Here is a 19,009-nt window from a genome sequence, read left to right as displayed (position 1 = left end):
ATAGATAAGATGACTATACCTCTATACAAGATTACAGAATTCATTATTTTATGTCAACATATTTTTCAGGGTGATCACTAGCATTTTTACTCAGCGATCACCCTTATTGAATCAGATATATTAAAGCCTTTTTTTACTAGACTTTTTTTCTTTACCAACAGCTTTCATTACATCAATTAGCCCTTCACCGAACCTGCTACCATTCCTTTCATAATTTGCTCTTGAAAAAAAACATACATAATAACTGTCGGTATAACAGCTATAGCCATTGCGGCCATCGTTAAAGAATAATCTGTACTGTAACCATCAGAAAAAATCGATAAACTAAGTGGTAAAGTTTTTAATGAGGCATCATTTATAAATACAAGCGCAAAAATGTACTCATTCCAATACCGTAAAAATGCTAAGATAGCTACGGTCGCCATTGCAGGAACTGTCATAGGAAGCATGATCCGAAAGAAAATCCCCCAATAGCCGGCTCCGTCAATGACAGCAGCTTCTTCCATTTCCTTTGGTATGCTTGACATATAAGCAGTTATTAAGAAGATAGCTATCGGTAGTTCAAATGCGGTATATGGCAATATTAATGCCCAATATGTGTTTAACATTCCTATCTCATTCATAATAGAAAACAATGGTACAAGGGTACTATGAATAGGAATTAACATACCTAATAGAAAAAATAACATGATAAAACCTTTCCATTTAAAGGAGAAACGCGAAAGTACATACGCAGTTAAAGCACCTAGAAATACAGTAAAAATCGTTCCGACAACTGTAACAACAGTTGAATTTATCATAGCCCCACCTAAATCGGCTAAATTCCAAGCTCTAACGAAATTATCGAATGTCCACTCACTCGGTAATGCATAAGGAAATTGAAAGAATTCATCTGTTGATTTAAAAGCACTAATAAACAGCCAATAGAGCGGATAGATCATACAAAAAGAGAAAGTGATTAAAAAAACCGTTTTTATTACTTTAAATATAGATTTTTTCTGTCTAAAAACCGGATTAAAGGATCTATTTGCTTCATAAACCACATCTTTTCTCATCTTAAATGCCCATCCCCTTCTCTTCTTTTCGTTTCATTAAAATTTGACTAATTAGGATTAGGATAAGACTAACAATAATAATCATAGTAGATACCGCTGAGCCATATCCATATCGATAAGTCATAAAGGTGTTGTTATACATGTAAGTTGCTAACAGTTCGGTTGATTGGGCAGGGCCTCCACCGGTCATTACAAATACTTGATCAAAAGCTTTTAAACTGCCTGAAATACATAGTACAACTGCAACTTTTATTGTTGTCCACATCATAGGTAAAGTAATATAAAATAATTTACGAAACCCGTTCGCTCCATCCATTTTTGCTGCATCTTCTATTTCAGTAGGAATGTTTTGAATAGCTGCGATAAAGATAATTAAATACGGACCAATGTAGTTCCAAATAATAGGAATTGATACTGCATACATATTAACATCTGGATCGGATAACCACGCTCTGGTCCATGATTCTAAGCCAATCATTTCAAGTAACGCATTGACAATACCGAATTCTGGATTATAAATATATCCCCAGATCAAACCAACTACAACCGTTGATATTACCGTCGGTAAGAATACAGCTGAACGTACAAAGCGCTGAAATAATGTAGTTTGACGTAACATCAGTGCTAATAATAATGCGATAGGTACTTGGCCAAAGACAGAAGCGACCACAATGATCATATTATTTTTTAAAGCTCGCCAGAAAATAGGGTCATTTACTACTTCTAAATAATTGGCCCATCCTATAAAACTAGGTTCATTCATGCCTGACCATTTAAAGAAACCATAATACGAAGACCAAAATATTGGCACGATAACAATAAATGTATATAGTAATAATGCTGGTAGTAACGATATGATAATCCAGTGTTTTGCTTTAAGTATGTCTTGCACTCTATCCCCCCTTATCAAATCTAACTAAAACTTCTTAATATTTATTATTAACGTAAGACCATTAAACAGCAGCAATCACATAACATGTAGCAGCCTCTATTTATATTTTTGGATAAGTAGCATATGTTTTACTCTTCTTCTAATGATTGAACCTGCGCTTGTTGCACCTTTTCAGCAACTGTTTCCAACTCTCCACCTAGCATGATTTCTTGCAGACCATTATTTATTGCTTCACCTGCTGCTGCTGATAAATACAAATCATAAACTGGTGCAAATTCTACACTTCTTACCAAATTAAATGCCTCATAATATAAGGGTGATACATTTTCTCGATCAATATCTACGTCATACATAACCATAGAATCACTTTCAGCAATGGCTTTTTGGGCCTCTTCATTACTCAAAGCATAGATAAGTTCTAACCCTGCTTCTTTCACGTTACCTTCTGCCTCACTATTCAACACAAATCCACCACCTGGGCCACCGGTTATCGTATTGGCTCTTCCTTCGCCATCTTCTATACTGGGTACAACTGTAACTCCAATGTTTTCAATCACGTCTTCGGATGCAGATGCTGCTAAGCTACTTACTGTCCATGATCCATTGATCATCATCGCTGCTTTTCCTTGTGCGAAATATTGCTCTGCTTGTGTATTATCTATACTATTGGCTCCTTCTTGATAGGCATCAGCATCTACTAACTGTTTAAAATAACCTAAGGCTTCAATAAATACTGGATCTGTGAATGAAGCACCATCTTGTTCAACTGCCTTCATGAACCACTCCGTTCCTGTTACTCTGTCAGCTATCGCTCCAAAGGTTGTAGATTGCGCCACCCAAGGTGCTTGATTCCCGATAGCAATAGGGGTAATATCCTGGTCATTAAAAGTATGAATCACATCTAAAAATTGATCCCATGTTTCTGGAACTTCTACTCCATTCGCCTCAAATAATTGCTTATTATAGAATAAATATGAAGTGGATGACATACCAACTGGAGCTGAATAAATATCGCCATTGTCTCCATATTCATACGCTTCTAAACCAGTTGGCAAAAATGAATCAGCCCAATCACTATGTTCCTCCATTAACGGCGTAATCGGTTGAATCAATCCACCATCATAAAATTGGTCTGTAAAACTCCCGGCATAAGTAAAAAAAACATCTGGCAGTTCCTGCGCTGCAGCTACCGTACTAATTCGCTGACGGTAACCATCTACTGGAATTGCCTCAGATTCAACACTTATGTTTGGATTCTCCTCATCAAATTGGTCTATTAAGTCACGAACTGTCCTAGCTCTCAGATCATCTCCAGCAAAGTTGTGCCAAATGGTCACCGTTGCTTCTGCCGATTCTTCGGTACTTGCTGTATTTTCCGCTTGGTCACTGTTACATGCAGTTAACCAAATACTTATCAACACCATTAGAAATAAAAATAGATTGTTGTTCCTCATTTTTCATACCTCCTTTTGGAATTAAGATCATTTTATTGTAAGCGCTTAATTTTTTTGAGGGGGTAAATCAAAGTGAATAGGTGGAAAAAAACAAACTTACTTAAAACTGCTTGTATTCTTTTCATCTAGCATCTTTTTTTGCTCTCTATATTGTGAAGGGGTTTGTCCTGTCTCCTTTTTGAATTGACTAGTAAAATACTTCCAATCAGAATAGCCAACTTGTTCTGATATAGATTTTATTTTAGCTGGAGTATTCACCAGTAGCTCTTTTGCTTTTTTTAAACGTAATTCCGTAATTAATTCCATATAAGATTTCCCTGTTCGCTTTCGTAGCATGTCACTTAAATAGTTGGGATGTACATTGACAAATTGAGCAACTTCTTTTAAAGAAATCGCATTGCCTAGATTCATTTCCATATATTGAATAGAAATTTCAACAAATCCTCCTTCACTACTAACTAACTGGCGGTATAATTCTAGCATTCTAGTGAACGTCGGGATCAGAAATTCTTTAGGCAATGACAGCCATTGATGAACAGGTAAAAGGGAAGGTAATTCATCCACTTCACTACCTACCGCAAAGGCAACCCGATGGATAAGCCTGACCATGGTAATATATAATGATTGGATCACTAACTGAATAGATTCCGGGGTAGCATGTGGATCTTTTACCATTTTTTCCACTAGTTGTTCCATCCATTTTTCTAGATCTGCTGCATTACCACTGTTGATTCTTTTCATAAAGTCGTTTTCGTTTTTTTGGATAAATTTTGCTTTGGAAATCCCTTTACGGTCTTGCACGTCTTGACTAGTAATCATACGCCTATCTTTTAATATATTCTGATAACCTAAAAGAACGTGAGCTGTTTCATAAGACTGCGGTAAATCACTTATTTTTTCAACTACTACTCCCATTAAAAATGTATGATCTAAGACAGTATTTAGTTTTTGAATAGCCATATTTATCATATAGTCATCTTGGTAAACAGCAGATCTATAGGTGAGAATAAATGTTTGACCATTTAATTGAAACCACCATCCTTTTAAATAACGATTCCATAGTTGCTCACATTCTAGTATTACGGAATTGTCTATTAATCTATCGATTATAATAATTTGATAAAATGTACGATCTGTCGGTGATAGTAAATCATGGAGATGATTCAATTCTACTTTCGTGACATCACCATTTAATAACTTGTTAATAGTATAGGATAGGGTTAACTGTGATTCTGTTCTGTCTTGACGAAACTTTCTTCCATTTGCTTCTAATCGTTTTTTTGCTTTTTCAACCGCTTTTAATATTTCTTCTGGACCACTATTTTTTAATAAATAATCACATACACCTTCACGGATAGCCTTCTGGGCATAGGAAAATTCATCATAACCTGTTAAGACTATTACTTCTATTGGTAATTGTAGCTGTTGAATTTCTGATGCTAACTCAAGTCCGCTTTTTCCTGCCATTTTAATATCTGTTAAAACAATTTCCGGTGCATATTGTTGAATCTTATGGATGGCTTCTTCAGCAGAGGCAGCTGGTTCTATTATTTGATAGCCATACTTTTCCCACGGTACTACTTGAGAAATAGCTTCTCGAATGATGACCTCATCATCTACAATTAACACTTTCATTTTATAAACCTCTTTTCTAACGGAACAACAAATGAAATAGTTGTTCCTTTATTTTTTTCACTATTCATTGTCAACCTTGATGTTGAGCCATAATGCATAGATAATCTTAAATTAACATTTCGAAGACCATAACTTGTTCCAACCACTTCTTCTAATTTTTCATCTATTAAGAACCACTCGTTTAATTCTTTAAGTTTTTCCTTTGACATACCGATTCCATTATCGTGAACATGTATACATAAACTATCTTGCTCCCAACACCCTGTTATATCGATTTTTCCTTGCTTGTTTTCGTTAGGCAATAATCCATGAATAATGCTATTTTCAATTAAAGGTTGTAATACTAATTTCAGCATATAATATTCCTCCACTTCTTTTGGAATATCTATGTTCAATTGAAATAGATTAGGATATCGTAATTGTTGGATTCTCACATAGTTATCAAGATGCTCAAGCTCTTGTTTTATCGTGCAATATTCATTACCTTTATTAAGACTGTATCTTAAAAAATTACTCAAGGCAGAAACCATTCTGGAAATCTTGATATCATGATTCACTAGTGCCATCCAGTGAATCGAAGCTAATGTATTGTATAAGAAATGCGGGTTTATTTGCGCCTGTAAGGCTTGTAAATCTATTTCTCTCTTCCGTGCTTCATTTCTTTTTATTTGATCCAGCAAATGATAAATTCGCTTATTCAATTTATTATAGCTATCCAATAATAAGCCAATCTCATCACTTGAATGTAAGGATACCAACTTCAAACCAGCTGTTGGATCAGAAGTTTGTATAACTTCTGTTAACTTCGACAAAGGTCCAATCACTTTACGAACGAAAAACAACACTAATGCCGTGACTAGAAGAATTGCGATAATAATTGCCAACAAGGTTAGTTGTAAAAACTTTCGGTTCTCAGCGGTAAATTTCTTTGTAGGGATGACACTAATTAATGCCCAATCAACTTCTGGCACTTTACTAGATATAATTGTGTTCTCCATCCCCTCCATCTTTGTTGTTAATGGGTTTTGATTTGCTTTTAACCGTTGAGATAAATCTTTCAGATGAACATCAGTATTGGAACGATTACCAGCAGCTAATAAGATATCATCCTTCAATAAATATGTTGTGCCACCCCACTCCAAATCTACAGCTTGTATATATTTTTCCATAACTTGTTGATCCAGATAAATGTTCAAATAGCCAATTAGTTGGTAGTCATCAGTACTTCTTATCGGGCGATGCAAAGTAATGACATCATTTTCATATCGAAAACTTTTGATAACGTTCTGTTTATGATTCACGCTATATTCAGTATTAGAAGATAAAGTTGAAAGGGTAGAAATATTCTGGTTTTTATTGAGCGGTTCAATTAAGATATTTGCAATATAGGATTTAGAATAGGTCAAATTAGATAAAAAACCATAGATATTCCATCTTTGTTGCACCGTGTTTTTCTCTGTTTTTAAATATTGTTGCACATCTTCATTTCCAATTAAAAAAACTGACATATTATCAACATCATTCACAATAAATTCAAGAGATTTTTCTAGCTGGTCCAAGGAAGATTGGGCAGATTCCGTTGCTCGTTGTTTCGCAAGATGATTTGCTGTGAAATAAGAAATAGTACCTAACAAACTAATTGGAATGAGTACAGCTAACAACACAAATACAATTAATTGATGCTGAACCGACTTTTTAAACCATCTATACAAGCTACACACCTCCTATACAGTCATCTATACCATTAACAGAAATTTAGTTGGATTATATCACCAATCCATTATCAAGTAAATACTATATCAATTGCGTCAAACAAGCAGATAATATTTATAAATTCACCACCTAATGTATAGACATCTATACTTAAAATTGATATTCTTTTATCATAAGGGGTGAAATATATGACATATTCGTATGTACTACAGAATGTGAAATTCGCTACTGGGCGGAAAGTGGATATGGTGATTAGAAATGGTCGAATTGCTGACATTACCAAGGCTGGAAAAGGAATAGCGCAGGAAAAACTCAATTATTCTGGCTGTTATGTGTCGAGCGGGTGGATTGATCTACATGTACATGCAAATAAAGCATTATATCCATACGGAGACGAAATAGATGAAATTGGTGTTAAACAAGGTGTAACAACCATTGTGGACGCTGGAAGTTGTGGCGCAAACAATGTAAGCGATATCCTTGATGCTGAGAAGGTACATAAGACAAATTTATATGTGTTTTTAAATATTTCAGCTATCGGCCTTACAAGAATGGATGAACTATCTAATCTGGAATGGATAGATGAACAGAAAGTGGTAGATGCCATTGCTAAATACCACGAGAAAATCATTGGACTTAAAGCTAGAATAAGTAACAGTGTGGTAAAGGACAACAACATTATCCCATTACAAATCGCCAAAAAATTTTCTCGTCTTACCTCCCTACCATTAATGGTACATATTGGCTCAGCACCGCCAGCTATTAACGATATTTTAAGATTACTAGATCGAAAGGATATTGTGACACATTTTCTAAACGGGAAAAGCAATAATTTATTTGATCAGAATGGTAATCCACTAAAAGAACTGCAACAGGCAATCCACCGTGGGGTGTTGTTAGATGTTGGCCACGGCAGTGCAAGCTTTTCCTTTCAAGTTGCGGAGTATGCCAAAAAGCATCAAATCTATCCTTTTTCGATCAGTACTGATATTTACCGGAAGAATCGGCAGAATGGTCCAGTGTACAGCTTAGCTCATGTAGCCAGTAAATTTCTCTATCTTGGCTACTCTTTGGAACAAGTCATCAATGCCATAACCATATACCCTGCCCAAGCTATAGGAATGCCTGAGTTAGCTACCTGTGCAGCAGGTGAAATTGCTAACTTGACAATATTTAAGATGGAAAATAAAAAAACGGTTTTAGTTGATTCAGTTGGAGAAGAGAGAATTACCAATCAAATCATCGTACCTAAAGGAGTGGTAAAAGATGGCGAACTCATTACATGCTAAATACGGGTTAAAGCGAGTCATTAATGCAAGTGGCAGAATGAGCATTTTAGGGGTATCGGCACCAAATGACAGTGTTATGGACGCAATGAAAATAGGAGCACAAAACTATATCGAAATAGCTGATTTAGTAGATAAAGCAGGGAGCTATATAGCGGATAAATTAGACAGTGAAGATGCGGTCGTCGTTAATTCTGCTTCTAGTGGAATCGCAATGTCAATTGCAGCTCTCGTAACAAAGGGAAATAAGTTTGATAGTTTAAAGCTACACCAAAAAGACATTCCAGAAAATGAAGTGATCTTATTTAAAGGACACAATGTTCAATACGGAGCTCCAATAGAAACCATGATTCATTTAGGAGGTGGAAGACTAGTAGAAGCCGGCTATGCGAATGAAGGTAGGAAGGAACATTTAGAAGAAACGATAAACGACAATACGTGTGCTATTTTATATGTTCAATCTCATCATGCCGTTCAAAAAAACATGATAACGGTTGAGGATGCATGGGACGTTGCCAAAAAATATGGCATTCCCTTCATTATTGATGCTGCTGCTGAAGAAGATCTGCAAAAATATATATCCTGTTCCGATCTTGTTGTCTTCAGTGGTTCGAAAGCTATCGAAGGGCCAACCTCGGGGATTGTAGCAGGAAAAAAACAATACATTGATTGGGTAAAAGTCCAATTATATGGAATCGGCAGAAGTATGAAAGTAGGAAAAGAAGCAATTTTCGGGTTACTTCAGGCAATTGATCATTTTTTTAACAAAGAAGATCATAGTCGAGAAGAGCGAGATAGCCTTCAAGCCTTACATGTATTAAATGAATTGGATGGTGTAACCGTTGATATTGTCCAAGATGAAGCGGGAAGAGAGATTTATCGAGGAAGAATCAAGGTTAACCCCATCCAAGCAAACATGAGTGCAGAAGAATTAGCTACTGCTTTAAGAATCGGAAAGATCGCTATCTACACTAGAGATTATGGAGTAAAGCAAGGCTTTTTCGATATTGATCCCCGCCCATTACAGGGAAATGATATCGAGATTATTGTTCAAAGAATCCAGGAGATTTTAGGAGGTAGTTCATAATGGCTTCTATTTTTAATCATTTTTATCAAAATCGGGTTGCTTTAAATGTATTAGCCAACAGTATCGATAACGCGAAAGATATCTATCAAGCTGCTGAAAAACATGTACTAGTTGGTGTTCTGTCCAAGGATTACCGAACAACAGATGAAGCTATACAGGCTATGAAAGCGTATGGTGCAACAACAGAGGATGCAGTCTCGATCGGACTCGGAGCAGGTGATAGTAGGCAAGCACCAGTAGTTGCTGAGATAGCAAAACAATATACGGGCAAACATATAAATCAAGTATTTCCATATGTCGGACACACGAAAGCAAATACGGATAAGCAAGATTGTTGGATTAATAGCTTAGTAACACCTTCTGGGAAGATTGGTTACGTCAATATTTCAACAGGTCCTATTAGTGAACATGCGGAAAAAGCAATGGTTCCTGTCAAATCTGCTATTTCATTAGTTCGTGATATGGGAGGAAAGGCACTTAAATATTTTCCAATGCAAGGTTTAGCGACAATAGATGAGTACAAAGCCGTCGCCAAAGCGTGTGGTGAAGAAAACTTTGCACTAGAGCCTACTGGCGGTATAGATAAAACAAACTTCACTGAAATATTGGATATTGCCTTATCAGCCAATGTACCGCAGATCATTCCCCATGTTTATTCATCGATTATTGATAAAGAAACTGGCAAGACTAACGTTGATGATGTAACCTTCTTACTACAACAAGTAAAAAAGCTGGTTGATCAATATGTCTAAGAAAATCGCAGCCTTTGGGGAAGTAATGATGCGTATGCAAGTGCCTGAGAATCTACTGCTGACACAAGCCAATTCTTTACAATATTCGTTTTCGGGTACAGGGGTAAATATTACTGGCAGCATCGAAAAATTAGGATATGAAAGTGCACTCATTTCAACACTACCAGCTAATCCAATTGGTGATGCTGCTATTTCTCATTTACAAAAGCTCGGCATTTCGACCGATTATATCGCCCGATCAGGTAATTATATCGGAATGTATTTTTTAGAGAATGGAATTGGTGCTCGGCCAAGTCGTGTAACTTACTCCAATCGTATGGAAAGTAGCTTTAATACCGCAAGTAAATCCAACTATTCATTTCATAAAATCGCTGAAGAGATCGACTTATTACATGTATGTGGGATAACACTAGCTATGAATGAAAATGTTCGACAGCAAATGATACGGTTAGCTAATTTAGTCAAGGAGCAGGGCGGTACTGTTCTCTTTGATTGCAATTACCGTCCTTCTCTATGGGGAGAAAACGGCCATCTAAAAGCAAAACCATACTATGACCAACTACTAAACATCGCTGATATGGTGATGATGAATGAGAAAGATGCACTTTACACATTAGAATACCACTGTCAGCATCAAGAACGTGAAAAACAGTTAGAGGAACTGATTCCAAAAGTGGCAGAGGATTATAACATATCTATGATAGCAGGTACCCATCGAACAATTCATCATGATGACTACCATTCTATCAAAGGCTATTTATATCAGGCAGGGAAATTTCATTATGCAAAGCAAGAACAATTTCGTGTTTTGGACCGAATCGGAGCTGGTGATGCCTTTGCAACAGGCATTATTCACGGAAAACTCCAAGACTATCAACCACAACAAATCATTCAGTTTGCGACCAATTCATGTATGCTAGCACATACCATTGTAGGTGATACACCGCTATCTACCAAGCAAGAGATTTTACAAGCAAGCAACCACCAAATCCGTGATGTAATTAGATGATAGCAACTTTCGGCAACAGCAGTGAAATGTTGCCGAAAGTTGCAGTTGGTGAAGTTGATGTAATTGGTGATATTTTCTGCTTCTTTCTTCAATTCAATCACAAAAGATTTAGTTTGTTAATGAACTAAGGATTTTAGGTAAGAGCAAAGGAACAGTAGACAAATAGAAAATTGTAAAGTGTAGTGGGCAGTCTACGTTTTATGCATGCGCTACATCAATGGTAGACCTGGCAACTCGAATTATTAATTCTGTGAAAGTCCAAGATACGGCATTATCATTACTAATAATTATGATACCAAGTGATATATTTTCACAAACACAAAAGCATAAGCGACCAATGAGCTGGCCGCTTATGCTTTTTGGGGGTTCCATTGTTTTTTACTTTCATTCGTTTCCTTAACTCTTTTTGCTCTTAGGTAAATGAAATAATAACCTAGAAAACAGATAATTGCAGGCAAAATCCCACCATACAACACAAGAAATACGGGATGTAGCCAGTATAAAATATATAGGCAAACACCTGAAACACCAATTATAGAAATGGTATAATGCGGAAAACCTATACTCATTATGATAGATTTTTTAATGGATGCAATAAATGTAAGGTGATAATGTACACTATCCGCAAAGAAATAACTCGTAAATGCTAATAAAAACATAGTAAGAGCGAGGTAAATATAAGACAATCCAGAACCTAACTCAATCCCTGATAATTGATAATTGTAAATCCAAACAAACCAAAGAACAGTAATCGTTATCCCACCTACAAGACTGCGAGCATAATTTTGTTTATATGTCTTCCAGAAATAAGATAGTAATCTATCATCCTTCTTATATAACACTCCTCTTCTTACTACCGCAAACATTGCATTAGTGGCGGGAAAGAAAATAAAGGGGAGTAACAGTATGATGATGATAAGAAGCAAATACAGTTCATCCATACTGTTTACTGTTAATGTAGCCAGTACCATATACACGATTGGAAAATTAAAAATGACCCATATCATATTTACCAGTAGTAATTTCATCATCCAATACGATATTTGATAAAATCTACCGATCATTCCCATCGATTCCATGATGATTTACTCCCCTTCCATTTAATCATTTATTGCCCAGCCATAATCGCTAGATTCTCTTGCCATTTTTCAGTTTGAAATTCAAGGAGTTGTTGATAACCTACATCCTGAGCCGCTGTTTCAGCTTCGGCCATTATCTGCTCGACTTCTTCATCGCTTTGTGCATAAACTGCTTTGGCACGAGCCTCCTCAAAAATTTCTCCTACACGTTGCTGGATAATCCCTTCCTCACTTTCGGGAATCGGGCTAATATTCAAATATTGTGTTGCATCATATTGGGTATCCCATGTAATTGTATTTTGCCAGTGCGTCGTCCAATTACGATGTTCCTCAGGTAATGTTTCTTCAAATTTAGCTTTCGCTGTATCTAAGAAATTAGAATTCCCATTCCATTGAAAATTCGCTGTATCTTCTTCCACTTTCGCTAAACCTTCAGGGTCCTCATAGTATTTTTCCGTAAATTGTGGGAATCCTTCTTCATCAAATCCATCCCAATATTCTCCCTCAGGACCAAATATGAGTGAAGCCTGCCCTTCAGGTCCTGTTAACCAATCCAAGAAAGCAAAAACCTTCTCGGGATCTTCCGCACCTTTAGTGATAACACTTACATTCCACCCCATCATATTATAAGAACCTGGGTAAACTTCATTTGAATCTAATCCTTCTTTATGAATGGGATGAATCATGAAATATCCTCCATCAGGATCTTCTTCCAAAAGATTATAATGACCAGTTCTGGCATGATCAGTTGGACTTGCAGATGCGAAAACAGCTATGTTACCTGATGTGACTTTCTCAATAACCATATCCTGATCTTGTGTTAAAGCGTCTTGAGTAAGCAATCCTTCACGGAACAATTTACTAACATATTGTAAAGATTCAATATAATTCCCATCCGTAAAAATCGACGTTAACTGATCTCCGTTCGGGACTGCTACATTGTTAATATTAGCCGGAGATTCTCCCTCGGCAAAAGCAGAATATAAAACATTAATCCCTTGACCATCTATACCTGTTTCAAACGGAATAACATCTGGATATTTGTCTTTTACTAATTGTAAGTATTGATATAAATCTTCTGTAGTCTCTAATGGAGGAGATCCTAAATCCTCATAAATTCCTTTATTTACGACATACCCAGCATTGCCAAATGGGCTCGAATTATACCAGTTTGGAAATTGATATAACTTGCCGTCATCTGAACGAAGCATATTAATACCTTCTTCACCGAACCAGTCTCTTAAATTTGTATACTTATCAAGATAAGGATCCAATGGGACAAGTGCTCCACCTTCCCGTAATCTTTCAACAGCTGCCCCACGATCTGTCCAAATAAAATCAGGCAGCTCATCGCCTGCAATCATCGTGGTTAATTTTTGTTCAGCATTCCCACCACCGTCAATCGCAGTTATATCTACTTTTTTATTTTCTTTTATCCAAGCTGTTGCTACATCATCCCCCCATCCAGGCATGGTGTACCAGTCATAATTGCCAAACATTGAAATTTCCAGTGGCTCCTCACCTAATACAAATACGTCATCCTCCTCACCTGCTTCATCGTTTGTTTCAGAATCATTTGTCTCTTCTTCTACACTTTCAGTGGTATCACTATCAGAACATCCAGCAACAATGCCAACAGTTAATAGAAATACAAGTAATAGATACCAATGAAAACTCTTTTTCCTCATTGCACACAACCCCTTTTTCAATTAATTATTATTTAAAGCATGTAGCCTTAAACCAATGTCATTGCACTACTCTTTCAATGATCCGATTAGTACCCCTTTTACAAAGTGTTTTTGGACAAATGGATAAACTAGTATAATTGGAATCGTTGCTACCATCATGGTAGCCATTGATAAAGATTTTCCAGTAACTTTCGCTACATTGGACATGTGCGCTAAAGCTCCCGCATCAAGCTGACTCATTTGTGATGTTACAGTATTGGAATTCAATACTTGTCGAAGTAAAGTCTGAATTGGTATCAAGTTCTCTGAAGAGATATAAATACTAGGGAAAAACCAATCATTCCAATGGAACACTGCTGTAAACAGGGATAACGTTGCGATAACAGGTCCTGACAAAGGTAGCACAATCCGGAAGAAAATTTGCCAATTGCCACATCCATCTATCTTAGCTGATTCCTCCAGCCCTTTAGGCAATTGTTGAAAGAAGGTACGGAAAATAATCATATTCCACACTAATACAAGCGTTGGGATAATCATCGCCCAAAAGGAGTCCATTAGCCCTATTCCTCTAACTAGTAGAAATGTAGGGATTAATCCGCCACTAAAGAACATGGTTAACAAACAGAAAATCATAAAAAATTTTCTACCAATCAATTCTTTTTTGGACAAGCCATACGCCAGTAATGCAGTAACTAGAACAGATAGAAAAGTACCAATTACCGTCCTTAACACAGAGATCAAAAAGGCATTCAATAATCTTTTATCCTGGAAAACGATTTGATAATTTTCCAATGTGAAATCTCTTGGCCAAAAAGTTACACCGCCTAGCATAGTGTCCTGCCCACTATTAAAGGAAATCACTAACGAATTCCAAAATGGATAGAACGTTACAAAGCCTAATAAAATCAGAAAAATATATATGCTGACTATCATGATTCGGTCACCAAATGTCGGTTTTATCATTAGTTCTTCACCTCTTCTCTCTCTTTACCAAAGACTATTGCCATTCCTGCGAGCGATATAATTTGCCAACGTTAACAAACCAACACTTATAATCGCTTTAAATAATCCAATTGCTGTTGCATAGGAATACCTTCCGCTTCCAATCCCTACCCGGTAAACATAGGTATCAATGACATCAGAAACAGACCGTAATATTGCCGAATCTCCTAAAATTAATAAATCTTCGAAACCAGCATTTAATAGATTTCCAACTTCTAAAATAAAAAAGATAACAATGATAGGCATAATCGAGGGAATCGTTATTAAAAAGATCTGCTTAAATCGACTTGCCCCATCTAATGCTGCTGCTTCATAAAGCTGCGGATCCACTCCTGCAATTGCCGCAATATAAACAATCGAAGCAAAACCAATCGATTTCCATAGATTAGTAGAAACGATAATCGTCCAAAAGTATTCAGGGATTGCTAGAAAACTAATCGGTTCATCAATCAACCCTATTTTTTCTAATGCAAAATTTAAACTGCCATTGTCAGTTGATAATATCGACATCGCAAATCCAGCAACGATCACCCATGACAAAAAGTGTGGTAAATAAGTGATGGTTTGTACCGTTCTTTTGAAGGCCATGTTTTTTACCTCATTTAACATAAGAGCTAGCATGATTGGTGCCGGGAAACATATTAAAATCTTCAATCCACTAATAACAAAGGTATTTCGCATGATTTCCAGAAACCTTGGATCAGAAAAAAACATTTTAAAATGCTCTAGTCCAACCCATGTGCTCCCCATCATTCCCTCAAATATGTCATAATTCTGAAAAGCCATTAACACGCCATACATCGGTATATAGTTAAAAATAAAAATAAAGACCAGACCAGGAATAACCATCATTTGTAAGTCAAGTTGGCCAAAGTATCTTTTGAAAAAGCTTTTCTTCTTATTAGTTTTTATACTTTTTGTGATAACCTCGGATTTCACATTCATTTGTCTCCTTACCCCCATTTTTTGAAATCAAAAACGACTGTACTTCACGTTCCTGGCAAAGTCATGGCAATTGTTACACATAAAAAAAGGAGAACATAAACTCCTAGACATTTCTAAGATGATTATGTTCTCGTTGATAAGTTTTGTTATTGGTTAAGATAACTATACCAATTTCTAGAGTGTAATGCAATCCTTTTTTTGCATTTTTGTTCAGTTTTTCATTTATAGGATTTTTTTACTAATTTCCTCCACTGCTATTGAATTAAACACTTTCATCCTCTATGATATAAAATGTAAGGGTTTTCTTTGTTGTGGTAGAAAAGGAGGTGGAATCCGAAATTATTGGGGCTCTTACTAATATCTTTTACTTCAATAGGTATAGACTTCTAGTATTATAATCAAGGAGGAGAAGAGATGAGTGTAAATATGAATAATCTAAGTTATCTAAAAGTTGGATTGATGGTTGTTGGATTATTTTTTATGTCGTTAGCTTTTACTACAATTGTTTCAGCACATGGATATGTTAGTAATCCCGAAAGTAGAGCTCTATTATGCGCAGATGGCGTTAATGTTGATTGTGGGGCTGTAGTTTATGAACCACAAAGCCTTGAGGGACCTGGTAACTTTCCTGAAGCAGGGGTACCAGATGGGCAGATTGCCAGTGCTGGAGGTGTCTTTCCTAAATTAGACGAACAATCAGAAACTCGTTGGGCAAAAGTTCCGATGTCAAGTGGCGCCTTTACCTTTGAATGGACATTAACTGCTGCACATGCTTCCTACAATTGGGATTACTATATTACAAAAGAAGGCTGGGATCCTAATTCTCCGTTAGAACGAGCAGATTTTGAATTATTCTGTACGCATAATGATAATGGGCAACGTCCTGATTTCACGACAACACATGATTGTGAAATTCCTCAAAGGTCAGGATATCATGTTATTCTTGCGTATTGGGAAGTAGCGGATACAGCAAATGGTTTCTATCAAGTAATTGATGCTAACTTTGATGGGGAATATGAGCCTGGAGATCCGGGGGAACCAGGAGAACCTGATCCGGAAGAACCTGGCGACACACCGGAGTGGGATCCAAATGCTGTTTATTTAAATGGGGATCGAGTTTCTTATAATGGAAACGTTTATCAAGCAAAGTGGTGGACACAAGGAGATACTCCTGGTGAATCAGACGTATGGGAATTGGTAAACGGGGATGCACCTGAAACACCTGAACAACCTGAAGCTCCAGAATGGTCCAGCACCACTGCATATAATGGTGGAGACCGTGTTACGTATCAAGGTGTCTTATATGAAGCACTCTGGTGGACACAAGGTGAAACGCCTGATACAAGTAGCGTATGGGTTGTCGTGAACTGAGACTCAAAATACATTAAAAAATAGATCTATAATAAAGAACACTACCCCTGTTTCAAAATATTTGATACAGGGGCTTTTACACTTCAAAATTGCCTGGTAAGATAGTAAATTACTTTTCTCTTATCCAAACTAACATTTCATTCTCACCTCTATTACTCCATGCGTAGTAAGGAATTGCTGTTAGTTCTTTTTTTATAAAGGATGGTTGAGCTGTTATATAGAGTTGGTCTTGAATCTTATCAGTATCCGTTTTGAAGCCTGTTCCTTTTACAACCATCACACCATTTAAGAGGGATGCGTCAAAGTCTACTGAGAAGGTTTGTTTCGAATCTAGTTGAATATCTTGTAAATTTGCTCCATTATCGATTTCTTCCAGACAATAGACGATTGGCCCACGTTGAAGTGCCACTTTACCAGCATTTTCACGTACAGCAGGATGTGATCTAACAGTTTCTACTGGCATATCTAGAGATAATATTACTTCATCCCCTGGATGCCATTCCTTGTGAACCTTTGCATATCCTTTCACTTTCTCAACTGGATATTCCTCGCCATTTATGAATAGTGTGCATTCTTTACACCAACCTGGAATTCTAACTGCCAATGTAAATGGAGTTGGCTTTTTTAAGTCTATACGAAAGTTAATATTCCCTTCCCAAGGATAATTTGATTGTTGTGCTATCTTAATAAGCTCACCATCCATCATAAATTCAGTTTCACCACTAATATATAAATGGACATACAGTTCTTTCTGATTAACAGAATAAATATATTGACCAAGAGAAGCTAGTAATCTAGCAATGTTCGGTGGACAGCAAGCACAACCGAACCAAGGTTGTCTTATTGTTTTAACTGAATTCATATCATGTCTACAGTTTGTTGTATGCGGCCAAACTTCTAATGGATTAACATAGAAATAACTTTTACCATCTAATGCAATGCCACTTAACGCTCCATTATATAATGCTCGTTCTAACACATCCGTATAGTTGGAGTCGGCCTCTATCTGCACCATACGATGAGCCCACATGATTAATGCCACCGAGGCACATGTTTCGGTATATGCTCTATCATTTGGTAAATCATAATCGACCGTAAATCTTTCTTGGTGTGCGGATGATCCAATCCCGCCAGTTACGTACATTCTCTTATTAACAGTATTCTCCCAAAGGGCACGACACACCTCTAACAGTTCTTCGTCTTCTAACTCGCTTGCCAAATCAACCATACCACTATATAAATAGGTAGCACGCACCGAATGTCCTTCAGCTGTCCGTTGTTCTCTAATTGGTAAATGTGCTTGATAATAACTATAATCATTTTCGGGCTTTTCGCCACGTTTTTTCGTTTCTTCGTCAAAGAAATGATGTGGAGTTCTTCTGCCTCTTTCCTCGATGAAAAATTTACACAAACTGATATACGCCTCTTTGCCAGTTATCCTGTATAATTTCATCAAAGCAAGTTCAATTTCAGGATGCCCTGGATATCCAGCAAGCTTTCCTTGATCTTCTCCAATCACCTCTGTAATATGCTCGATAGCTTTATTGACGATCTGAATAATTTGATCTTTCCCTGTTGCTTCATAATAGGCTACTGCTGCCTCAATTAAATGACCAATACAATACAATTCATGATCATCTTTTAAATTCGTCCATTTTTTATCTGGATGATTAACACTAAAATAGGTGTTGAGGTAACCATTTTCTTCTTGTGCTTCTTCAATTAATTGGATAACTTCATCCATGATCTCCTCCCATTCGTCATTTTTTTCCATATGAAGGGTGTATGCTACTGTTTCCATCCATTTGTACAAATCACTATCTTGAAAAACCATGCCATAATGCTTACCATCTGACCTACCTGCTGCTATTTCAAAATTTTTGACCGTTCTGCTTGGTTCAGCTCCAGGTATCCGGTCATTTAAAGCATCCCACTGATATGGAATGATGGAATCTTTTACAAGATTTTGCCATGGACTCCAAAATGTATCCTTAATCTTCACTTGCGAAAGCTGAATCGGTGTCATCTTATTCATCGTTTT

Annotated in this window: 16 protein-coding genes; 6 read left to right on the top strand and 10 right to left on the bottom strand. The window is 36.7% G+C overall.

From position 1 onward, the window contains the following. Nucleotides 1-176 precede the first annotated feature (176 nt). The 5 genes from D569_RS0118580 to D569_RS23160 form a co-directional block, all read right to left on the bottom strand. Nucleotides 177-1,055: a carbohydrate ABC transporter permease gene (locus D569_RS0118580; protein ID WP_018933939.1), complete on the bottom strand. Its 879-nt coding sequence runs from the start codon at nucleotides 1,053-1,055 to the stop codon at nucleotides 177-179. Between the two features lies 1 nt (nucleotide 1,056). Continuing rightward, a complete protein-coding gene (locus D569_RS0118575) occupies nucleotides 1,057-1,947 on the bottom strand; it encodes a carbohydrate ABC transporter permease (RefSeq protein ID WP_018933938.1) in 891 nt (296 codons plus the stop codon). Between the two features lie 128 nt (nucleotides 1,948-2,075). Next, nucleotides 2,076-3,401, bottom strand: a complete 1,326-nt coding sequence (locus D569_RS0118570; RefSeq protein WP_018933937.1) for an extracellular solute-binding protein — start codon at nucleotides 3,399-3,401, stop codon at nucleotides 2,076-2,078. Nucleotides 3,402-3,497: 96 nt separating this feature from the next. Continuing rightward, on the bottom strand, nucleotides 3,498-5,036 hold the full coding sequence (locus tag D569_RS0118565) for a response regulator transcription factor (protein ID WP_018933936.1): 1,539 nt from the start codon (nucleotides 5,034-5,036) through the stop codon (nucleotides 3,498-3,500). Then, nucleotides 5,033-6,748, bottom strand: coding sequence for a sensor histidine kinase (locus tag D569_RS23160; RefSeq protein WP_018933935.1), 1,716 nt, complete (start codon nucleotides 6,746-6,748; stop codon nucleotides 5,033-5,035). The genes D569_RS0118565 and D569_RS23160 overlap by 4 nt, the downstream gene beginning before the upstream one ends. Before the next feature lie 189 nt (nucleotides 6,749-6,937). Here D569_RS23160 and D569_RS0118555 point away from each other — a divergent pair, with 189 nt between their 5' ends. The 5 genes from D569_RS0118555 to D569_RS25055 are packed head-to-tail and all read left to right on the top strand — an operon-like array spanning nucleotide 6,938 to nucleotide 11,011. Then, nucleotides 6,938-8,038 carry an amidohydrolase/deacetylase family metallohydrolase gene (locus D569_RS0118555; protein WP_018933934.1) on the top strand — a complete coding sequence of 367 codons (1,101 nt, stop codon included), beginning with the start codon at nucleotides 6,938-6,940 and terminating at the stop codon, nucleotides 8,036-8,038. Beyond that, complete coding sequence (locus D569_RS0118550; RefSeq protein WP_018933933.1) at nucleotides 8,016-9,122, top strand: DgaE family pyridoxal phosphate-dependent ammonia lyase; 1,107 nt, start codon at nucleotides 8,016-8,018, stop codon at nucleotides 9,120-9,122. The genes D569_RS0118555 and D569_RS0118550 overlap by 23 nt, the downstream gene beginning before the upstream one ends. Continuing rightward, nucleotides 9,122-9,874: a 2-dehydro-3-deoxy-phosphogluconate aldolase gene (gene dagF / locus D569_RS0118545; RefSeq protein ID WP_018933932.1), complete on the top strand. Its 753-nt coding sequence runs from the start codon at nucleotides 9,122-9,124 to the stop codon at nucleotides 9,872-9,874. The genes D569_RS0118550 and dagF overlap by 1 nt, the downstream gene beginning before the upstream one ends. After that, a complete protein-coding gene (locus tag D569_RS0118540) occupies nucleotides 9,867-10,883 on the top strand; it encodes a sugar kinase (protein WP_018933931.1) in 1,017 nt (338 codons plus the stop codon). Before dagF ends, D569_RS0118540 begins: the two co-directional genes overlap by 8 nt. Beyond that, nucleotides 10,880-11,011: a hypothetical protein gene (locus D569_RS25055; RefSeq protein ID WP_281169078.1), complete on the top strand. Its 132-nt coding sequence runs from the start codon at nucleotides 10,880-10,882 to the stop codon at nucleotides 11,009-11,011. The genes D569_RS0118540 and D569_RS25055 overlap by 4 nt, the downstream gene beginning before the upstream one ends. Nucleotides 11,012-11,233: 222 nt before the next feature. Here the strand turns inward: D569_RS25055 and D569_RS0118535 are convergent, their stop codons facing one another. From D569_RS0118535 to D569_RS0118520, 4 genes are all read right to left on the bottom strand, one after another. Then, nucleotides 11,234-11,962, bottom strand: a complete 729-nt coding sequence (locus D569_RS0118535) for a YesL family protein (RefSeq protein ID WP_018933930.1) — start codon at nucleotides 11,960-11,962, stop codon at nucleotides 11,234-11,236. A gap of 29 nt (nucleotides 11,963-11,991) precedes the next feature. Next, on the bottom strand, nucleotides 11,992-13,650 hold the full coding sequence (locus D569_RS0118530) for an extracellular solute-binding protein (RefSeq protein ID WP_018933929.1): 1,659 nt from the start codon (nucleotides 13,648-13,650) through the stop codon (nucleotides 11,992-11,994). A gap of 66 nt (nucleotides 13,651-13,716) precedes the next feature. Further along, entirely contained in the window at nucleotides 13,717-14,613 is an 897-nt protein-coding gene (locus D569_RS0118525) for a carbohydrate ABC transporter permease (protein WP_018933928.1), read from the bottom strand. Between the two features lie 24 nt (nucleotides 14,614-14,637). Beyond that, entirely contained in the window at nucleotides 14,638-15,597 is a 960-nt protein-coding gene (locus D569_RS0118520) for an ABC transporter permease (RefSeq protein ID WP_033405195.1), read from the bottom strand. Nucleotides 15,598-16,011: 414 nt separating this feature from the next. Between D569_RS0118520 and D569_RS25050 the strand changes: the two genes are divergently transcribed. Next, nucleotides 16,012-16,968 (top strand): lytic polysaccharide monooxygenase, encoded by a 957-nt coding sequence (locus D569_RS25050; protein ID WP_018933926.1) that lies wholly within the window; start codon nucleotides 16,012-16,014, stop codon nucleotides 16,966-16,968. A 109-nt stretch (nucleotides 16,969-17,077) separates the two neighbouring features. Here D569_RS25050 and D569_RS0118510 read toward each other — a convergent pair whose 3' ends face one another. Further along, complete coding sequence (locus D569_RS0118510) at nucleotides 17,078-19,003, bottom strand: glycoside hydrolase family 127 protein (protein ID WP_018933925.1); 1,926 nt, start codon at nucleotides 19,001-19,003, stop codon at nucleotides 17,078-17,080. Between the last annotated feature and the right edge of the window lie 6 nt (nucleotides 19,004-19,009).

Origin of the sequence: Gracilibacillus lacisalsi DSM 19029 (assembly GCF_000377765.1) — a bacterium.
In the GTDB taxonomy this organism is placed as follows: Bacteria; Bacillota; Bacilli; order Bacillales; family Amphibacillaceae; genus Gracilibacillus; species Gracilibacillus lacisalsi.
The sequence above is the reverse complement of the archived record's forward strand: the minus strand, read 5'-3'. Positions and strand labels throughout refer to the sequence as shown.